At 42.2% G+C, this 19,551-nt stretch carries 15 protein-coding genes; 6 read left to right on the forward strand and 9 right to left on the reverse strand.

Going from position 1 to position 19,551, the window contains the following annotated elements; all coding sequences use genetic code 11:
* Positions 1-151 precede the first annotated feature (151 nt).
* Together mtnC and EHR06_RS18460 are read right to left on the reverse strand one after the other, a co-directional pair.
* A complete protein-coding gene (mtnC, locus tag EHR06_RS18455) occupies positions 152-862 on the reverse strand; it encodes an acireductone synthase (RefSeq protein ID WP_135758366.1) in 711 nt (236 codons plus the stop codon).
* Positions 863-2,248, reverse strand: coding sequence for an MFS transporter (locus EHR06_RS18460; protein ID WP_135758367.1), 1,386 nt, complete (start codon positions 2,246-2,248; stop codon positions 863-865). It lies immediately after the preceding gene.
* Positions 2,249-2,509: 261 nt separating this feature from the next.
* Between EHR06_RS18460 and EHR06_RS18465 the strand changes: the two genes are divergently transcribed.
* Entirely contained in the window at positions 2,510-3,457 is a 948-nt protein-coding gene (locus EHR06_RS18465) for an alpha/beta hydrolase (RefSeq protein WP_135758368.1), read from the forward strand.
* An 82-nt stretch (positions 3,458-3,539) separates the two neighbouring features.
* On the opposite strand, the gene EHR06_RS18470 is transcribed toward EHR06_RS18465, so the two are convergent.
* A complete protein-coding gene (locus tag EHR06_RS18470; protein ID WP_208757828.1) occupies positions 3,540-4,565 on the reverse strand; it encodes a hypothetical protein in 1,026 nt (341 codons plus the stop codon).
* 149 nt (positions 4,566-4,714) lie between these two features.
* Between EHR06_RS18470 and EHR06_RS18475 the strand changes: the two genes are divergently transcribed.
* Positions 4,715-5,800, forward strand: a complete 1,086-nt coding sequence (locus tag EHR06_RS18475) for an endonuclease/exonuclease/phosphatase family protein (RefSeq protein ID WP_135758370.1) — start codon at positions 4,715-4,717, stop codon at positions 5,798-5,800.
* Between the two features lie 70 nt (positions 5,801-5,870).
* On the forward strand, positions 5,871-6,329 hold the full coding sequence (locus EHR06_RS18480; RefSeq protein WP_100723129.1) for a VOC family protein: 459 nt from the start codon (positions 5,871-5,873) through the stop codon (positions 6,327-6,329).
* A 64-nt stretch (positions 6,330-6,393) separates the two neighbouring features.
* Here the strand turns inward: EHR06_RS18480 and EHR06_RS18485 are convergent, their stop codons facing one another.
* The 6 genes from EHR06_RS18485 to EHR06_RS18510 all read right to left on the reverse strand — a co-directional run bounded on the left by EHR06_RS18485 (position 6,394) and on the right by EHR06_RS18510 (position 17,127).
* Entirely contained in the window at positions 6,394-7,860 is a 1,467-nt protein-coding gene (locus EHR06_RS18485) for an adenylate/guanylate cyclase domain-containing protein (protein ID WP_135758371.1), read from the reverse strand.
* 22 nt (positions 7,861-7,882) lie between these two features.
* A complete protein-coding gene (locus EHR06_RS18490; RefSeq protein WP_135758372.1) occupies positions 7,883-8,257 on the reverse strand; it encodes a DUF1987 domain-containing protein in 375 nt (124 codons plus the stop codon).
* A gap of 2 nt (positions 8,258-8,259) precedes the next feature.
* The gene (locus EHR06_RS18495; RefSeq protein ID WP_086446328.1) at positions 8,260-8,811 is read right to left on the reverse strand and encodes a SiaB family protein kinase; all 552 of its coding nucleotides are present in this window, start codon (positions 8,809-8,811) and stop codon (positions 8,260-8,262) included.
* Between the two features lie 32 nt (positions 8,812-8,843).
* A complete protein-coding gene (locus EHR06_RS18500) occupies positions 8,844-14,222 on the reverse strand; it encodes a protein kinase domain-containing protein (protein WP_135758373.1) in 5,379 nt (1,792 codons plus the stop codon).
* Positions 14,223-14,265: 43 nt separating this feature from the next.
* A complete protein-coding gene (locus EHR06_RS18505; RefSeq protein ID WP_135758374.1) occupies positions 14,266-15,243 on the reverse strand; it encodes a ketoacyl-ACP synthase III in 978 nt (325 codons plus the stop codon).
* A 72-nt stretch (positions 15,244-15,315) separates the two neighbouring features.
* Positions 15,316-17,127, reverse strand: a complete 1,812-nt coding sequence (locus tag EHR06_RS18510; RefSeq protein ID WP_135758375.1) for a CoA-transferase — start codon at positions 17,125-17,127, stop codon at positions 15,316-15,318.
* 331 nt (positions 17,128-17,458) lie between these two features.
* Here EHR06_RS18510 and EHR06_RS18515 point away from each other — a divergent pair, with 331 nt between their 5' ends.
* The 3 genes from EHR06_RS18515 to EHR06_RS18525 are packed head-to-tail and all read left to right on the forward strand — an operon-like array spanning position 17,459 to position 19,532.
* On the forward strand, positions 17,459-17,899 hold the full coding sequence (locus tag EHR06_RS18515; protein ID WP_135758376.1) for an acyl-CoA thioesterase: 441 nt from the start codon (positions 17,459-17,461) through the stop codon (positions 17,897-17,899).
* Positions 17,896-18,774 (forward strand): four helix bundle protein, encoded by an 879-nt coding sequence (locus tag EHR06_RS18520; protein ID WP_135758377.1) that lies wholly within the window; start codon positions 17,896-17,898, stop codon positions 18,772-18,774. Before EHR06_RS18515 ends, EHR06_RS18520 begins: the two co-directional genes overlap by 4 nt.
* Positions 18,771-19,532: an SDR family NAD(P)-dependent oxidoreductase gene (locus tag EHR06_RS18525; RefSeq protein ID WP_135758378.1), complete on the forward strand. Its 762-nt coding sequence runs from the start codon at positions 18,771-18,773 to the stop codon at positions 19,530-19,532. The genes EHR06_RS18520 and EHR06_RS18525 overlap by 4 nt, the downstream gene beginning before the upstream one ends.
* The last annotated feature ends 19 nt before the right edge of the window (positions 19,533-19,551 follow it).

Genomic DNA, 19,551 nt, shown 5'->3' on the forward strand with positions numbered 1-19,551 from the left:
GCGCTGCTCCGGGCTGCGCTATCGCTTCGGTCCTTCGGACTAAACCCTGCGCATCGCTGTCGCAGGGATGCGAATGATGCCGATCAAACTTTCCTAATGCAGGAGTTCCAACATCCCTACTGTTCTGCGTCTTAGCGCCTTTGAGTGAGAATTAAGTCTCGTCCAAAATCTTGCTAAAGTCCTGGATTACCCGGTACTTATGTTCCGCCTGAGGATGGTTCCCTGGGCGAGAAACTAGAATAGGGCGAACTCCCGCTTGGGTCGCTGCATCCGCTTCTTCTTTTATATCCGTGAAGAATATGATAGAGTTTGGGGACAGAGAAAGTTTTTCGGCTATTTTAGTATAACTTGAGGCTTCCTTTTTTCCACCTACTGCAGTATCGAAATAGTTTTCAAAATATACAGTAAGGTCTCCTGCTTCGCAGTACTTATAGATCAGAACTTGGGCTTCTACACTTCCAGAAGAATATACAGCAGCACGTTTTCCTGATTTTTTGATCCTTTCTAAAAAGAGAGGAACATCCGGGAAGATTGTACTTTTGAGTTCTCCTGATTCGTATCCCTTTTTCCAGATCCTTCCTTGGATCTCTTTCAAAATCCCTAATTTACGATCTTTGGATACTAGGTATTTGCAGAATTCGGTGAGTGATTCCGGGGAATTGGAAACTGGTTCGGTATATTCGTTTTCGTTTTTGGAAGCAAGAATGAGTTCCTCGGCGAAGCCTACTTCCGCCGAGGTTTCAGAGAAGAATGTAATAAAGTTATGCACCGAGTAGGGGAATAAAACCTTATGCACGAATTCTATCGGCGTGGTCGTACCTTCTATATCAAATAAATATAACTCGGTGTTTTGTTCTTCCAATTAAGCTGTCCTTTTGATCCTGCCGGCTTCCGCTGCCAGTTCTTCGTGCATCTTTTGTTCGTCATGTTTGAAATTTTTCAGGATATAGAACCAAGCCAGTCCGCAAGGTATCCAGAAAAGGATCGCGATCGTAAATGCTTGTGTTCTGTCCGGCAATACCGTAAGGATCAATGCCGCCATCGCAGGCCCGAGTCCATTTCCCAAATTGTCCGTAAGATTATAAAGAGCGAACATAGAAGATCTACTTTTTGGAGGATTCACGTTCATGATCAGAGCTCTTACGTTCGGTCCAGTCACTGAAATGATTATACCCGTAAGTATATTAATAAAAATGAATGCAGAACTTCCCGCAACACTTCCCGCATGTAATAAATAGATCGTAGGAACGATCCCTATTAGGATCATACTGCCGCAGAAGATAGGTAATAAAGTTTTGTTGGTATCGTATATTTTCTGACCTACGACCCCGCCAAAGAATGTTCCTATAAAGATCCCTACAGCGGCAAATATCACCATTGCGGAAGCGGAGTCTTTAGGCATTCCATAATGGAATTCGTAATAATCGTTCAAAAATACGAAGAATACTCCCCAAGGCACACATCCAGGGATACCTTGCATAAAGATACCTATATTGGTCTTAGTGGAAAATAGGGTTTTAATATCCTTCCATGTTAAACGAACAGTTTCCGAGTTTACGTCGGCGGATACATTCACTAATTCCTTCTCTTTTCCTCCTCTTGCAGGTTCTTTACAGAATAATCCGTAGACCAGCATGAATAAGAAAGAAGGGGCTGCCATATAAATAAAGCTGTCTCTCCATCCGTTGATCGGGTCGGAGGTTCCTAAGGTCCCGCCAACCATTTGTCCGAGCCCCACTCCCAATCCCATGGAAAGAGATAAATATCCCGCAGCAGTAGAACGGGACTTGTCCGAAAAATAATCCGCCACTAAAGAGAATAGAAGAGGGAAACTTCCTCCTAAACCGAAACCTGTTAGAGTTCTAAGGATTAAAAATTCTTCGTAGTTTCTCGCGAATCCGGAAAGAAGGCAAGGGATCTCTCCCAATAAGACAGTTCCGATGACCAAAGGTTTTCTAGGAAATCTTTGGGTAAGATAACCCATATAAACCGAAACCAATCCTCCTAGAACGAAGAAGCAGATCGGGATGAGTCCTCCCAATTTCCAATCGATCTCTTGTTGATCGGTGATCCCGAAAGAGCCGGCTATATTCCTTAGATTCGGCGCGATCAGGTTTTGGTCCGCGAATAGAAAGAAGGCCATTCCCATGATCATCCAAAAGGCGAGGATCGCGTTTCCTCCATGGGCGGCAAGTTCGCCTAATCCGAAATATCGAAGCAGGCTTTTTTCCGAGGTCGGTTGAGACATCCAATTCTCTCCAGTGTGTTTCTGTTTGATGTCGGCTTCTATAAGAAGCACGTAAAGCGACAGATTGGTGAGGGGAAAAGGAATCGGCAACGAAAATGTGATTTTACTGTTAGAGGTTTGAGAGAAAGAAGGGTCCGATTTCGACCTAGAACATCCTCTTTCTTCCGTTTTGGAATAAATACTTGACCCGACGTTTACTTGTCTATAGCTTCGGTCCGACTACAAAGGGATGCCGCTCCCTAACCTCTGGAGCCAAACAGCATGGCCTACCAACATAAAGAATTCTTCTTTCAATCTTCTAGAGACAATACCAAATTATATGCCCAAGCATGGACCAAATCTGGTGCCAATCGTGTAATTGTTTTTTGTCATGGATTCGGAGAACATAGCGGTAGGTATTCCAACCTCATCCAATATTTTAAGGATAGTGATGTTAGCTTTTACGGTTTGGACCTAAGAGGTCACGGCAAATCGGAAGGTAAGAGAGGTCATGCATCCGGTTTCGAAGCGTTTGTAGATGATCTTGCCGATTTTGTGCAAGAGGTTCGCAAAAGAGAACATAAGGACAAGATCCTACTTTTAGGACATTCCATGGGGGGAGTGGTGGTCATCCGCTATGCCTTGGAAGGTATCAACCAGGATTATATTTACGGAGTTGTGGCCTGTTCTTCTGCATTAAAAATCCCTACTACTCCGGTCCAAAGATTCCAGATCTCTATGGCCGGTTTTTTACGTAAGATCGCACCTTCTACTACTTTGGACGCGAATCTGGATACTAATTTGGTGAGTAGAGATCCGGAAGTGGTCCAGGCTTACATCGATGATCCTCTGGTTCACGGTAAAATTTCATTCTCTATGGGGTACGAATTGTTCCAACAAGGAGCAATTGCGAATAGAAAGGCCGGAATTTTAAGGACTCCTATCCTGATTTTACACGGTTTGGCGGACGGGATCGCTGATCCGGCCGGAAGTTTGGAATTTTATAATCATTTAGTTTATAAGAATAAAAGAATGAAGACCTATAAGGGTTTTTATCATGAACTTATGAATGAGCCAGCGGGAGAAAGAGAGAAGGTCCTAAAGGATATCAAAGAATTTATGGATTCTCTGGTGCCGGAAAGAGCAAAGTCAGCCCCCAAGGCTAGTTCTAAGAAGTCCACAAAATCTAAACCTTCTCCTAAAAAGAAAGCAGTAGCAAAGAAGAAGTAAATGGATTTAAGGATCGGCTGTAGGAACTCCTACAGCTGCCATATGAACGGATCTAAGCCTGGTATGAACCAGGCTTTTTCATTTATTCTTTTCTCAATCTGTAAGTAATCGTAAAAGAAAGGAAGAATAAGAAGGAAAGAATTCCAATCACACCATAAATCGTTTTTTCAGTGGAAACGAAGATACTTCCGTTATTGATCTCTCTTTCTTGGTTTGCAGTTTCGTTGATCGGCTCTCCTCCGATCACTGAAAGAGTGATCTCATACTGAGGTCCCGCATAACTTACTATATTCGAATTCACATCCGGAGGAGCGTCCACGGAAACAGGGCGTGTACCCTTCTGCCCGATAAAAGAAACCTGCATATCCTTAGGCTTGGAGAAGATCACCTTCTCTCCTTCTTGGCTCTCGAATAGGAGCCTATCCTTAAATTGAGTAGGGGACAGATTGGTAGAAGGGATCACGTAACTCACAAATAACTGAGAAGTCCCCGGAAGAATTGCCCTATCAATCACCCAGCCGTTTTTTCCTTTGGTCAATTGAATAGGGATCGCCATCTTATTTGTGCTTTGGGTCAACTGAGCACTTACCTCTAAGGCTCCTTCGGGCACATAGACTTCCAGAGGATCATTCGGGTTTTGGAAACTTTTAGGCGGGATAGTATTATTGGTAAGAATAGATACTTTAGAAATTACTAATGCGTCTTTTTCTCTCACTACTTGAAGGAGTGACTTTGTTTTTACTACGGAACGATCCGGAGTTTTATCATAAACAGTGACTTCTTGCGGCTTTGACCTCATCATAGGCACCGGAGGGATCATCTTATTATAATTCACTCCGTTATAAGTCACTTGGAGCAGAATAGGAAGTCCATCGGGAGCATTGATCTTAGGAAGTTTGAAACTTCCTCTTACTGGACCCTGGTCAGGGAGAGGTAAAGGCATCATCTGTCTTTCTAAGGCGAAGAGGCGGATACCTTCTGCGGACCCTGGTCCGCCCGTACTTCCATTTTTGAGGACTATCTGTAGTTCCAATTCCTCCCCGAATAAGGGAGATAGGCTAAAACATATAAAAAGAGAAAAGAATAGGATTAGAAATTTATTCTGCATGGGACCGATTCCAATGTTTCTTATCCCCTGAAAAAGGGAAAGTCTTTCCGTTCTGATTCTTGTATCTGAAAACTCTAAAATTGTGGACGAATGCGGGGAATTTCGTTAAAAAGGAAGCCCAAGAATGATATAAATAGAAAGAGGCCGCCTTGAAATTATTCAAAAGAATCCTTCTGGTTTTGTTAAGTGTTTTCGCGTTATTACTTCTGCTAGTTTATTTTTCCACATTCCATCCATCCGACTTGGAATCAGTACAAGTAAAATGTGAAGAAGATGCTCCAAGCCTGGAGTCTTCGGAACCGATCAAGGTATTCTCTTGGAACATACAATATTTTGCAGGTAGGGATCGTGTATTTTGGTATGATGTTCCGGATGAGAACGGACCGGATACAGGCCCGTCCAGAGAAGAGATAGAATCTACTCTCAAAAAAGTAGCGAATGTGATCTTAGAAAGAGATCCTGATTTTGTATTATTCCAAGAAGTGGATGATGGGGCCAAAAAAACTTATTCTGAAAACCAATCGGAAAGAATTCTTCCTCTACTTTCGGACAAGTATCCCTGCCAAACGGAAGCATTTTATTGGAAGGCGGGTTTTGTTCCTCATCCCAAAATTATGGGTTCTGTCGGAATGAAGCTGACTATATTCAGTAAATATAAAATTCTTTCCGCTTCCCGCCACCAGCTTCCTACTCCTCCCGCAGATCCTATCACCAAACAATTACAATTAAAACGTGCTGTCTTAGAGGCTTCCGTAGATGTTAAAGGTAAAAAACCTTTGGTTCTTTTGAATACACATTTGGACGCATTCTCCATGGGAACGGATACGATGCAAAGACAGGTCGCATTTATAGGTCAGTTATTGGAAAAATTGGATTCTGAAAGATCAGAATGGATATTGGCGGGAGATTTTAATCTTCTTCCTCCCGGATTTTCCAGAAAACAATTACATCCTAACGGAGCTTATTATTACAGCGACGACGAGGAAATTTCTCCCTTATTCAAAAAATGGAATTCGACTGCAAGCTTGGAAGAATTGAACGGACCTAACCAGGAAAAATTTTATACTCATGTTCCGAACGATCCTCAAATTGCAAAACCTGATCGAACCATAGATTATATTTTCTATTCTAAAGGTTTAACTAAGAAAGAATATAGAGTGTTAAAAGAAGGGGATGCTTTGGAATCCAGCGATCATCTTCCTTTAGAGGCTTCCTTCTCCTTGGAATCTCGTTAATCGAGCCGGACAAATCCTTGCTCTTTTCTTAGAGGGCAAGAATTTGGAAAAAAACGAAAGATAGGGCATTATGAGACCGTTTAAAATTCTGGGAGTGCAGCAGATCGCAGTCGGCGGAGACAGTAAGGATAAACTCAAAAAATTTTGGGTGGATACTCTCGGATTGCAAAACATTGGTTCTTTTAGAAGTGAAAAAGAGAACGTAGATGAGGATATCCTGCAGATGGGCAAAGGTCCTTACGCAGTAGAAGTGGATATCATGGAACCGGTAGATCCAAGTAAAAGTCCAAAAGTGAATGATCCAAAACTGAATCATATCGGACTTTGGGTGGATGATATTCATAAAGCGGTGGAATGGTTAAGCGCTCAAGGAGTTCGTTTCACTCCAGGCGGTATCCGCAAAGGTGCCGGCGGTCATGATGTGACTTTTATCCATCCAAAAGGAAATGAAGAATTTCCACTTTGTGGAGAGGGCGTTCTTGTAGAGCTCGTCCAAGCTCCTAAAGAAGTGATCGAAGCATTAGGTTAAAAACCTCCGGTTCTTGAAGTCCGAAAAAAAAGGATCTCTTTTGAGATCCTTTTTTTTATTAGAATTATTTAATGCCCTGCAGGAAGTAAGTATGCATCGGGCCTTTTCCTTTTACCTCGATCACATTCCTATCCTCGAAATTATATTTATCTTTTAAGGAAAGATAAACGGATTCGGAAACATGGATCCTTCCTGTGGCTCCATGGGATTCCATACGAGAAGCTGTATTTACCGAGTCCCCCCAGAGATCGTATACGAATTTGTTCTTTCCGATCACACCTGCGACTACTTCGCCGGTATGAAGACCGATACGAACATTAAATTCGAATTCTAACTCAGGTTTTAATTCGTTTAAACGATGTATCATGTCGAGTGCAGCCTGGGCCGCTTTATGAGCATGGTCTTCCGTTGGGACAGGAATACCGCCTGCCAACATATAACAATCACCTATCGTTTTAATTTTTTCTAATTTATATTTGTCGGCGATCACATCGAATTCAGTAAAAATACGGTTTAGGATCTCTACAAGTCTAGTCGGAGTTTGGATCTTAGTGGTTAATTTGGAAAACCCGACTATATCCGCAAATAACACGGTAGAAGAAGGGAAATAATCCGCGATAACACCTTCTCCTCCTTTTAAACGATCCGCAATACTTCTGGGTAGAATGTTCAATAGAAGATTTTCGGACTTCTGTCTTTCTTCTTCTATACTCTTATTCAATACTTCGATCTTTTCCAAAGAGTCTTTTAATTCTTTGTTCCTTTTGGAAAGAGTTCTATAAGCATCCGCGTTATCCACGCCGATCGCCACATAGTTTGCCAAGGTCCTGAGAATATTCAGCTGATTCGGCTGGAATGCATTTTTAGAATAACTGTGAACTGTGAGAATTCCGATCAGACGTTCTTCTACCTTGAGAGGGAAGTATAATGCGGACTGGGAATTTTCTCCGAAATGTTTTCTGATATCGGCTAAATAATTCGGAAAATCTTTTTCGATATCCAGAGTGATCAGTTCTTTCTGTTGTTTTACACAATAAGAAGAAGGGTTATCCTCTTCTAAAGAATCCACGGAAGGAGCAGGGACATATCTTCCGTCTATTACGCAAAACTTATATTTGATCTCTTTTTTTTCTTCGTCGTAAGTCCCGAATGCGAGAACATCCATCGGAACGATAGACTTAGTATTTTCATAGACCGATTGTATGATAACTTTAGGTTCAAGGGAAGAAGTGATGATCTTTCCGATCTCCGTTACAAGTTTGAGGTCCATATAAGCGGCCTCTAACATTATATTAGAATCGGTTAATGCTTCTTGGGTTTTGAGAAGTCTATGCTGGGTGGAGTCCCCGATCTTCATTATCTTGGAAGATTGTTTGAGAAGGGACTCGTAGGATCCTACCAAGGTCTTTAATTTTAGTTTAGGATCCTCTTTGGTATTCGAATCTTCTAAAAAAGACTGAGCATCCGAGAGAAGTTTAAATTCCTGCTCGAAAAAAGTATTTTGTTCTTTCGAAGTTTCGTTCTTTTCCACTTAATTCCGCACGAGAGAGATCTTATTTATAAGATTTCATCTTGAAAGGCAGGGACAAATCGGAAGAAAACTCCTCTCCGGTTTCCTGCATGTCTTCGTCGTCTTCCTTATAAAGCCACTCTACTTCTACTTTTCCACCTTTGTCATGATATTTCTGGAGATTGTCCAAAATATCCATGATCACTTTGGAAGAACTGGTATTAAAATAATCCATTTGAAAACGGAACTGGATCTGTTTGTTTGCAGATTGGATTGAAGATAACCAGTCAAAGACCGGTTTGTAAAACGCCATTGCGTTTTCAGGATAAGATTCTCCGATAATTTCCGCGAGCCCCTTGTCCGATTCTAAGATAATTTCCGGTGAAGTTTTAGTCTGTTGTATATGTAAGGATTCCATGATTAGTTTTCCTTCGTAAAGAATGCGGAGATTGTAAAAAAGGATAGTTTGCCATCCAATTTGTCGAAACGAAACACCAGAGGTCCGTCCGACTTCCTGGCGATATCGATTAATCCCACACCTGCTCCTTTGCTATCTTCCGGCCTCTCCGATCTAAGCTGCTGTTGGTAGAAGGACTTTAATTCGTCCTTACTCATGGAGTTGATTTTTTGGATCCTTTCGGTCAAAAACTCGATTTTCTCGTTTAGTACCAAATTTCCCGAAGCAACATGGTAGCCAACCGAATTTTCCCTAACTATGAGGATCCCTACGCCTGCATCTTTCTGCTCTTCGTTAATTTTTCGCTCAGCGGAGTAGTGCAGCATGTTTTGCGCTAGTTCAATAAATACCGCGAAAATTTTCTTTATTTTAGATTCTGTGCTCAAAGAAGTTCGGATCATAGATCCTAACTCAGTTAGAACTTCCTGAGACAGTCTGCCCTTAAAGGATACGAGTAGATTAAACTCGCTAGTTTCCTGATAAGTCTTAAATAGATTTACGACTTCATTTTCCATCTTCAGCATCTTCCTTTTTCAGAAACATCTCCTTATCTTCCCCCCAATATTACACCGACTAGTGTTATGTCGTCCCGCTGGGCCTCTCCGTTTTGGTGAGCTAACAGGAAGGATTCTAAACGTTCTTTTTGTTCTTCACCGGAAAGATGTTCTATCCCGCTTAAGAAGTTTAATAACCCTTTGGTCCCAATTTTTTGTCGGTCCGGATTCGGCTGGTCCATAAAGCCGTCCGTGGTTAAGTAAACACTCGTACGTATTCCTTTTTCCAAGGAGATGGAGTGTGTTGTAAATTTTCGCGTTTCTTCTTTTTGCCTGCCGCCGATCGAGAATCTATCACCTTTAATTTCGGTCAAGACTCCGCCTTTTCCTATAAAAATAGGTCGTTTTGCTCCCGCAAAGTATAAATTGTTTCCTTCAATCTTTAATAGACAAAGATCCATTCCATCTCTTGAATTTGTTTGGTCCATGTCCTGTTTGAGGGCCTGTCTTACTTTTTTATGCAAATGTTCTAAAATAGAACCCGGATCCGTAATACCAATTTCGTTCACGATCTGATTGAGCAAAGTATTTCCGATCATGGACATAAGAGCTCCCGGAACTCCATGACCGGTACAATCTACAGATGCGATATATATTGTATCTTCCTGTTTTGAAAACCAGTAAAAATCTCCCGATACTATATCTTTCGGACGGAATACCACAAAATAATCGGAAAGTGCGTTTCCTAATACTTCAGAAGAAGGTAAAATTGCCTGCTGGATATTCAATGAATATGTAATACTATCCGTAATATGCTGGTTTTTTAATGCCAGATCGTCGTTAGCCTGAGCTAATTCTTTTGTCCTTTCTGCGACTTTACTTTCCAAATTCGCGTAAAGTAATGCGTTATCGATGGAGATCGCCGCCTGAGAAGACAAAATGGAGATAGTCTGCAGTCTATCCGAAGTAAATGCCGCCTCGGAGAGATTATTCTCCAAATATAATATACCGATCAGTTCTCCCTGCTTGATGATCGGAGAACATAGAACGGATTTTGTTTTCCTTTCTCTAATATATGGATCCTTGTTGAACTTCTCGTCCGCGAACGCGTTACGCAGCACCAGGTCCTCTTTGGTCCTTTCTACATAGTAAATAACGCTGATAGGTATATTTTTACTCTCTTGGATCGGGATTCCCTGGAGAACTCTGATCTCGTCGTCGGTCGTGCTGCCTTCCGCTTCTACGAAAAGTTTTCCGTCCCTTCTCAGGATCATGACTCCTTTTTCTGCTCCAACGTTCTCTATGGAGATCTGCATCAAAGTATCCAATAAGGATTCTAGTTTGATCTCTCCGGAGATCGCAGTGGAACTTTTCATAATGGACTGGAAGTCCAGTGTCTGACCGGAATATACTTCCGTTGCGGAAGAGGTTCTCGTGCTTAGGGTCCCGATCGTGCGGGTTGTGCGGAAGGTATCCCTTCCTCCTTTTTCTCGGATAAATTCCGGGAATTGTGCTTTGAGAAGTTCCTGTTTTTTAGTCGCTCCCCATCTTCCGTATTTTTGGTAAGCTTCCGAGATATACTGGGAACCGATCTTGGCGCTTCCTTTGGAGAACCAGAATTTGGATGCAAGTTCCGCGGCCAAAGCCTCGTCGTTATAATATTCGTTTTTGCCTGCAAGCTGAACCGCTTGTTCGTACGTTTTGGCGGCTTTCCAGTTTTTGTATTCTAATCTTGCAAGTTCGGCTTCAACCAAAAGGAATTTATGTTCGAAGTTTTCAGGAGCGTTTTCCGAAAGAACTTTAAGTTTCTGTTGGTTCTTCTTAATTCTATCTAAGAACTTAGCCTTTTGTTCTTGGGTGGAAAGTTTATAGTTCGCAGCCATCGCTAGAGAATATAGATAAGCATGTTCTTCCACTGCGATCTGGCCGGAAATGAATCCGAGCATACTTTCGGATTCTTCTAATTCTTTTAATGCACTTTCCGATTCACCATAGCTGAGAAGTGTTCTTGCCTTCATGATCTTAAAGAGACAAACAGGGAAAGGACTTTGGTGAGAATTACATAGTTCGATATAATTCTGTTCACTCATATCATCGATCGCAAATTCAAGATGAGAGGAAGTTTTTCCTCTTAGGTTGGAAACTACCAGTGCGGATGCGAGAACGGTATCGATCGCTAAGTTGTTTTTTACCTTGCGGGTGAATTTTAAAAGACCGTCTATTTTAGGTTTTACTAATTCTAGGTTTTTGGATTGAAGGACCACATTGACTGCGTCATTCATTGCGCAGTAACCGCCATGCAGGAATTCCCCGGACTCTAAACTGGCCTGGATCCCTCTATGGTTGATCTCTTCCGAATATTTTAAATGTCTTACGAAAGGAGTGGTATAGTTTGCGAGAATATTCGCTGCTTTGGTGATCCCGCTCGGGTTCTTGTACTTCTCGCTTACTTTGATCGCAAGTTCCGCGAATTCGTAACCTTTTCTGTATTCTTGGAAGCCGGAAGTGAGAAGGATCGCATACATGGAATATCCGTACGGATCTGAAAGGTTTCCGTATTTCAAGAATAGGTTTACCATTTTCAAGGAAACGATAGGGAAAAGCGATAATGCAAAATTATAAACGGTAGGAATGGCGCTGATCAAAAGATTCACCGCCATGATCTGTTCTTGTTTTTGGATCAGTGGGAGGTCCAACAAGGAGTCTACTGTCTTTCCTTCCAGAGCCTTGTTTACGATCTCTATCTCTTCTCCTGTTACTTTTTCATGATCTTTTTCAGGAATATCCACGCCCAAAGGTTGGAGTGCCTTGATGATCATAGGAAGAGCTAGATCGAATTTTCCAAGAGCTGAATATTGGATGATCAGAAGATTGCAAGCATCCGCTTTTTCGATCGGAGATCTTGCGTATTTTAAAAGTGTATCTATCGTCTTTTGAGAATCGTCAAAGTTCCCTGTTAGATACTGGGTCTCTCCTAACTCTCTAAAGATAGAATAACAAAGATCATATTTCGCATTCCAAAGAGAATCATCTCCTTGAGAAGCTTCAGGCAGAAGGAAAAGTAATTCTCTTGCTTTCGCGATATAAGAAAGAGCAGGTTTGTAAGCCGTGGAATTTTTGGCCTTCTTCCCTGCGATCAGATCTAACTGAGCTAGTTTCAGTTTTTCAGCAGACTCAGTGATGAGCCCGGATCCGATATTCATGTGATTTGCAATATCGAAAATATTGTCTTCGATCTGTTTTGGATCCGCTCCTTCTATCAGGAATCTTCCTAATTGTAAACGGATCTTCTTTTTCTTTTCTTCTTCTATGATTTCGTAAGCGGCTTGCTGGACCCTGTCATGTTGGAATCGGAAGGTGACCGTTTTTGCAGTCTGGTAATTTTTGTCCTTATTCGCCGCAGTTTCTTCGAAAGATTCCGCAAGACGATAATTTTCACCGATCGGAACGATCAATTCTTCCGCGATTGTTTCCTGCAAAGAACTTAATGCGGTTTTATAATCTGTTTCTAAAATACGAGTGATAAGTGCCAGATCGAAACTGCTTCCGATACAGGCTGCCATTTCCAGGGTTTCTTGGATCTTAGGAGAAAGTTTACGGATCCTATTTACTAAAAGTTCAACTACGTTATCCGAAATTTTGGTGTTTTTGATCTTGGCGATATCCCATTTCCAGACACCTTCTCCCGGTTTCCCGGAGCCCTGGTCGAAATAGACAGAGTCTTCTTTGGCGAGTTGTTTCAGAAGTTCCCCGATAAAGAACGGGTTTCCTCCCGTTTTGGAATGGATGATCTCCGCTAATTCAGCGGTTTTATCTTCCGAAATATAAAGACTGTCCGAGAGTAATTGCCTTACATCTTTTAACGCTAAAGGTTGTAGAACGATCTTGTACGGATCTAATCCTTCTTTTTCTAAAGTATCCAGCAATACTTGGAAAGGGTGAGAAGAATCCACCTCGTTGTCCCTATAAGCCAATATGATGAAAAGATAATTTACGGTTACGTCTTCCATCAGATTTTTGAGAAGTTCTAAGGAAGCGGTATCCGCCCATTGCATATCATCCAGGAAGATCGCAAGTGGATGTTCCGGGCTTGCGAAAACCTTAATGAAGTTTTGGAATACTATATAAAAACGGTTCGCGTTCTCTTGAGGTCCAAGTTCCGGAACAGGGTCCTGTTTCCCGATAATGATCTCTAGCTCAGGGATCACATCCGTGACCACTTTTCCGTTTGCACCTACCGCTTTTTTGATCTTACTCTTCCAGGATTCGATCCTTTCCGGAGATTCGGTTAAGATCAATTCTACCAAACTGGAAAATACTTGGATGATGGCGGAGAATGGAAGGTTTCGATTGTACTGATCGAACTTTCCTGAAATAAAATAACCTTTGGATTCCGTGAGAGGCTTATTGATCTCCTTCACTAAAGAGGATTTTCCCACACCGGAATATCCTCCGATCAAAACCATTCTGGATCTTCCGTTTGCGGCAACGGATTTGAATTCCTCTAAAAGAGTTTTGATATACTCGTCCCTTCCGTAAAGTTTCTGAGGGATCTTGAATTCTGTAGAAAAATCGGTTTGGGCCAGAGGGAAAGAAGGGAAGTCCGTCTTTTCTTTCCAGAGAGCGTATGCCTTCTCCAAATCTCCCTGAAGTCCTCGAGCGGTTTGGTATCTGTCTTCCGCGTTTTTTGCCAGAAGTTTCATTACGATTTCTGAAAGTACTGTAGGGATCTCCGATCTTGCTTCTTTTGGAGAAGCCGGGATCTTCGCTAAATGTGAATGTACTAATTGTAAAAGGTCGTCCCCGTCGAATGGAAGTTTTCCGAGTAACATCTCATAGTAAGTGATCCCCAAAGAATAAAAATCACTTCTGTAATCTACGGAACGATTCATCCTTCCGGTTTGCTCCGGAGAAACATAGTGGATGGAACCTTCTAAAATATTAGGAGCAGACCAAGAGGTCTCTTCCTTATTCAATTTGGTGGAAATCCCGAAGTCTATGATCCGGATCTGTTTTTCATCCTTATTGAATATTATATTTTCAGGTTTTAAGTCCTTGTGTATGATCTTTTTGGAATGGATCTCACTCAGTCTTTCCGCGAGTTGGATGGAAATAGGGAAGAAGTCCGAAAGAGTCATCGGCTTTTTGGAGATAAAATCCTTTAGGGAACCTCCGGGCACGAAATCCATAAAAAGTGCGAACCCGTCTTGCAACTTCTCGAACTTGATAGGTTTAACAAAATAACCGGAAGAAAGTAAATTTAAGATCTCGAATTCATTCCTAAGATTCACCACCGAAGGATGTAATTCGTCCAAAACCGGAAGAAATTTGATGATGACGGATCTATTGTCTTCTTTACGAACAGCTTTATAAACTTCGGACGCAGATTCGGCATTCAGCCTTTCTTTTAGTTCGAACCCTGTTACGATCATCCTTCTACTTCACCTTTATTTTTATATTCTAAATATCGAATTTTCAGAGACGATACAAAAGTCCGCCCCAATAAAATCCGGCCCCAACCGCAGGAGAAAGGATTAAGTCGCCTTTTTTGACGATCCCTTTATAATAATATTCGGATAATGCGATCGGAATGGATGCAGCGGAAGTATTTCCTACTCTTTCGAAATTCAAAAGTATTTTTTCTCTCGGGAATTTTGTTCTTTTGAGAACATCCTGCACTACTACGTCCGTGCCAGGATGAGGAATGACCCAGTCTATGTCTTCTAATGAGACATTATTCTTTTTTAATAGATCATCCATGGAAGAAAGTGTGAGATCCGCGGCATTGGTCACTAATTCCGGATAACTTTTTACGTAAAAATTCGGTCCAGGTCCCGTCTCGATGATGCTAGCAAGATCTCCGTCGTCTTTTAAGAAAGAATCTATAATGCCGAATTCTTTGTTTCCAGTATACTCTAATAGAACTCCTGCTGCTGCATCTCCTGCAGTGAATTCTCCGTAACCGCCCATTCGGGTGCGTACGGAAAATCTTTCGCTGCCGATCACGAGTGCGGTTTTAAATTTACCGCTGCTCAAGAACGCTGCTCCCATTTGCACTCCATGAACGAATCCGGTGCAAGCGGTACAAATATCGAATGCTAATGAGTTGGAAGTTCCCGCAAGTTTGGAAGCCTGAGGCGCCAAATCCGGAAGATAAAGCCTGTCAGTCCAGTTAGCCAGAATGAATAAGTCCACATCCTCCGGTTTTTTTCCCGCATCTTTCAGGATCATTTTAGAGGTTTCCGCAGCCATGAACTGGGCGGTTTCTTTTTCGTTCGCCCTTCTTCTTTCGGTTACACCTATATTGCCGATGACTGCTTTTTCGGCGGGGTGCATTTCAGGATATTTTAATCTAGGGCGAATTTCATCGTTAGTGACGATCCTTTCCGGAAGATAATGCCCAATCCCGGTGATCCGAACTCCGTTCGAAACTAGGTTTTTAGAATTCGCCATGGATCAATACTCCTTTGGTCCATAATAAATTTCCAGTCATAATTCCAATCTTTTGCTTCATCTTTATCATACTTAAGGCAAACGGGTATACACCATAAATTGTTCCGTATAAATTCTTTCAGGATCTAATTCCCTAAGAGCGGTCAATTCATCCGAATTGATCTCAGGCTCTTGCGTGATCGGAAGATCTTCGTCAGGAGGAAGCCAAAGTGTATATCTTAGAACAGCCTCTTCGGATTCCATCTCGTCGTCGGAAGCGGGTGCAAGCCAGGAGCTCAACTCGAAAGGATGGTCCGAAAAAGAGGTCCTTTTGAATCTACCGAACTGACATACCGCTTCTATTACTCTGTCTCCCGGAGAAGTGATATGTTTTACTTTTCTGACGAATCTAAAACGGTTTGCCTTTGCTACTACGATTGTGTCCGCAGTGGAGACGATATCATTCGCTCCTCCTGATCCTACTAAGAAATTCCCTTTTCCATCCAAGACAGAGTTGATATTTCCGAACCAGTCCACTTCTGCAGCGCCGATCACTCCCAAACATTCATCAGGTACGACTGTTCCTAATATACTTACTATATCGGATAACATGGAACATTGATGGGTATGCAATTGACTGAAAAGAAAAACGTCGCCGACGAAAGGTTTCATTCCATAAAAGCCTAACTCTGCAACGATCTTGATATGGATCCCTTCTTTCTCTAAAAGTTTGGCCGCAGTCCAGGCGGCTATATGTGCGGCCCCGATTCCTGCTAGAATCGTTTTGTATCCTTTTGTCTTGACCTTCTCTATGATCGCTCTTGCCGCAAGAATGATCATCTGCTCGGAATCGTTTACGGTCTTAGGATTTTCCGGAGAAGATAGAGAATGTTCCGGAGGAGTCATCTTCAATCGTCTGAGCCTGACTTCTCCGATCAGATCCAGATATTCTTCATGGCCTCCGGATAATATTACATTTTCTTTATACCATTTCTCTGCCTTAGCCGGAATGCCTGCCGCCTTATTGGCTTCCATTTGGAATTCGTAATCATCCAGATAAGATTCCACACCTTCGAATGCAGGGATCTCGGGAAAACCTTGCACTCTTAAGGATTGAGGATGAGCCCCGAATCTTGCCGGAGCGATCCCTAAAACTTTTGTACTCGGAATATGAACTAGCTCAGGAGGAACTGTTCCTCTCGGTACGATCTTCTCCACGGTTGCGATCACACCTTTTGTCGCAGCAAGCGCTCCCCAGGCTCCTTCTCCGCCTGGCTGAGAAAGAACAATATTCCCATCTTCGTCCGCAACTACTCCGTGAACCAATGTGATCTCGGGGCAAAGCGGAAGAAGAACTACCATGTCCTTCTCTTTTGTTCCTCTGCTTTCGGAAACTAGATGAGGGCTTGCAGCTTCTCCATAAGGATTTCCTTCGGTAGGTTTATGATATAAGAATGCAGTCTTACCTAATTTGTCCGTAATCAGGTCAGACCCTACCAAAGAATTAGAAACGAAACCCGGAAGTTTCATGGCTCCCGCCATCAATCTTTGCACCAATGTGAGAAGGGACCAAAGTTCCAACTCGAAAGGTTTTCCTTTCATCAAGTCCTTATACAAACTGTTTGGACTTGGTTTAGGATAATTATCTCCCGCAAAACCGGTGATCATCTTTTTTACGATGCCGGAAAGAGCGAGGCAATGAGCACTGGAATGAATTCCCGCAACGCTGATAGTGAACTCGGGATTTGTTCCTTCAAAAACTCTAGAGAGAGAATAGATAAGTGCATTTGGCCTAGACATTGTAGTGGCCAAGTGTAAGTACATGCCGGGTTTCACGAATTCCCGTACGAGGGAATCAGGATCGGAAAGAATCTTAGTAGTTTGATGATTCGATTCTTGTGGCATTCGTTTATTTTGCAAAAAAGCCCGGACAAAAGGCGTTTTCACCAAAGGTTAAATTTTTGACGGAAAAAAGGCCGAATTCATACGAAATCAATATGAAAATACTGCCAAATCGTGAGTTTAAATCCGATGACATTTCGCATTTAAAGACTAACATCGTTTAGTGCGAATGTTTGCTAAGTAAGAGGGATTAGGCCTCTCTTTTTTGCCAGACTTAGGTATAAAAAATTTCATATCTCACCTTCATTCCCGCTGATACGGAGACCCAGGCTTTAAGATCGGATTTCCGGGCTCCGATACTAAGATGGAACCCTCCTTTGAAAGAGAAGCTGAAATGTCAGAAGCCCCAAAAGAGTCTTTTACCTTCAAGACAGAACTAGTGGTCCGCAGATCGGATACTAGAAGCGCCACTGTAGTAGGCGGACTTTATGTTTCTCACCTAACATACGAAACTTTTATCCCTCTTGTGAACGAAGTATTCGATGCATTCTTAGAATCCAACTCTTGGTCCAAGGCAAATATAGCGGGAGCTAATATCATTATTCCTAAAATGGATGTGGAATATAGATCCGAGGCAAAAGCAGGGGATGTTTTAGAATTTTCCGCCGGAGTTTTTAATCTAGGGAAGAAGTCCTGCGAATTACATATCTTAGCTTCTCAAAAAGTTTCTAAAGAAGAAGTGGGACTTGCAAAAATTTCTCTAGTATTCTTCGACTATGTTTCTAAAAAAACCTTGGAGATCCCGTCCGAATTCAGGGCGAAATTCGAAATATGAATTCCAAGGCCCAAACTTCTCAGGCGGAAGCCGAGTTTCCTGCGGAATATTATTTTTCGACGGAGATACCGATCCGTAAGATCGATCTGAGTTTGGACATACATGTTTCTTTCGCGAGTGTCCTAGACCTTGTGATGGAGGCTCACCTTCAATTCTTCCAATATCTTGGGTATTCAGTAACTGATATACATGGAAACAGCATCATATTTGCGAATGCTTCCATACAATACCAGGGAGAACTATTATATAAAGATAAAGTGATTATAGACGTTTCCCTGGATAATTTCGGGGAGAAGTCTTTTGATCTATACTTTAGGCTTTCTAAAAGGAATCGAGCGGAGAAGGTCTCCGTCGTAAAGATCAGGGTTTTATTCTTTGATTATAAACTTAGAAAGGTAGTTCCGATCCCAACTGAATTCAAAAATAAGTTCGATACGGGCAAGTATATCAAGATGCAAAGCCCTGAGATCGGAAAAGAGGTCTCGAGTGCGGTCGGACCTGACGGATTCGTATTCGGATTTCGTAAACTAGAAGTGTGGAATCTGGCACATGTGTTCCTTCTTCATTTATACGAACTTTGTGAGAGTTGGAAAGGCAAAGTAGAACCAAGCATTTTAGAACATATCAGATCTATTTCTTCTTTATTGCCTGTTCGGATCGCAGGAGCCTGGGGAACCAGGATACGTGCGGAAAAAGTAAAAAATATACTAAGAGCAAAAGTACATTTAGAAGAGTTAAGATATCTTCTGATCTTAGTAGCCGATCTAGGAAAAGTGGACCCTTCTCAAGAGTTGGATGATTTGCAGACAATCAATTCTCATCTCAAAAAATATCTGAACAAAGTCAGGACCGGAGAAACTAGGAAGATCCGATGAAAGATAAGGTCGCATTAGTCACGGGCGGGAACGCAGGGATCGGAAAAGCAATCGTACTGGAATTCGTTTCCAGAGGTGCAAAGGTAATATTCTGCGGACGAAGGGAAGAAGAAGGAAAAAAAACCGAAGAGGAAATTTCCAAACTGGGCGGAAATATAAAGTTCTTTAGATGCGATGTGTCTGACGATTCCCAAGTAAAAGAATTAGTACAAAAAGCAGAGTCGGAATTCGGAGGATTGGATTACGCGGTGAATAACGCTGCAGTAGGCGGACTCGCAACTGATCTACATCAATACCCGGAAAAAGTTTGGGACAAAGTGATCGCGGTAGATCTAAAAGGCACCTGGCTTTGTATGAAACATGAAATAGAACTTCTTTTAAAAAGAGGAGGGGGTTCTATCGTAAATGTATCTTCTATCGCGGGACTCGTCGGAGCAGATTGGAAAGTGGCTCCGTATTCCGCAGCAAAACATGGAGTAGTCGGACTCACAAAATCCGCGGCATTAGAATATGCGGAAAAAAAGATCAGAGTGAACGCAGTTTGTCCCGGATTTATTCGAACGGAAATGTTAGAAGGATTGTTCCATTCTTCGTCTGATCCAAAAGAAGCGGAGAAAAAGATCACCAGATTACATCCGGTCAATCGGCTTTCCGAACCGAGTGAAGTGGCAAAGGCTGCGGTTTGGTTATGTTCCGAAGAGGCTTCCTTTATTACCGGCGTGGCGCTGCCTGTGGACGGCGGCTATACTGCTAAATAAAAACGTAATCTTTTTCTTG

Origin of the sequence: Leptospira dzoumogneensis (genome assembly GCF_004770895.1) — a bacterium.
GTDB classification, from domain to species: domain Bacteria; phylum Spirochaetota; class Leptospiria; order Leptospirales; family Leptospiraceae; genus Leptospira_B; species Leptospira_B dzoumogneensis.

Bases quoted from the DNA above. Each gene is read 5' to 3' on its own strand.
- EHR06_RS18505 (WP_135758374.1), bottom strand. From the start codon at position 15,243: ATGGCGAATTCTAAAAACCTAGTTTCGAACGGAGTTCGGATCACCGGG.
- EHR06_RS18515 (WP_135758376.1), top strand. From the start codon at position 17,459: ATGTCAGAAGCCCCAAAAGAGTCTTTTACCTTCAAGACAGAACTAGTG.
- EHR06_RS18495 (WP_086446328.1), bottom strand. From the start codon at position 8,811: ATGGAAAATGAAGTCGTAAATCTATTTAAGACTTATCAGGAAACTAGC.
- EHR06_RS18490 (WP_135758372.1), bottom strand. From the start codon at position 8,257: ATGGAATCCTTACATATACAACAGACTAAAACTTCACCGGAAATTATC.
- EHR06_RS18500 (WP_135758373.1), bottom strand. From the start codon at position 14,222: ATGATCGTAACAGGGTTCGAACTAAAAGAAAGGCTGAATGCCGAATCT.
- EHR06_RS18525 (WP_135758378.1), top strand. From the start codon at position 18,771: ATGAAAGATAAGGTCGCATTAGTCACGGGCGGGAACGCAGGGATCGGA.
- EHR06_RS18460 (WP_135758367.1), bottom strand. From the start codon at position 2,248: ATGTCTCAACCGACCTCGGAAAAAAGCCTGCTTCGATATTTCGGATTA.
- EHR06_RS18480 (WP_100723129.1), top strand. From the start codon at position 5,871: ATGAGACCGTTTAAAATTCTGGGAGTGCAGCAGATCGCAGTCGGCGGA.
- EHR06_RS18470 (WP_208757828.1), bottom strand. From the start codon at position 4,565: ATGCAGAATAAATTTCTAATCCTATTCTTTTCTCTTTTTATATGTTTT.
- EHR06_RS18465 (WP_135758368.1), top strand. From the start codon at position 2,510: ATGGCCTACCAACATAAAGAATTCTTCTTTCAATCTTCTAGAGACAAT.
- EHR06_RS18520 (WP_135758377.1), top strand. From the start codon at position 17,896: ATGAATTCCAAGGCCCAAACTTCTCAGGCGGAAGCCGAGTTTCCTGCG.
- EHR06_RS18510 (WP_135758375.1), bottom strand. From the start codon at position 17,127: ATGCCACAAGAATCGAATCATCAAACTACTAAGATTCTTTCCGATCCT.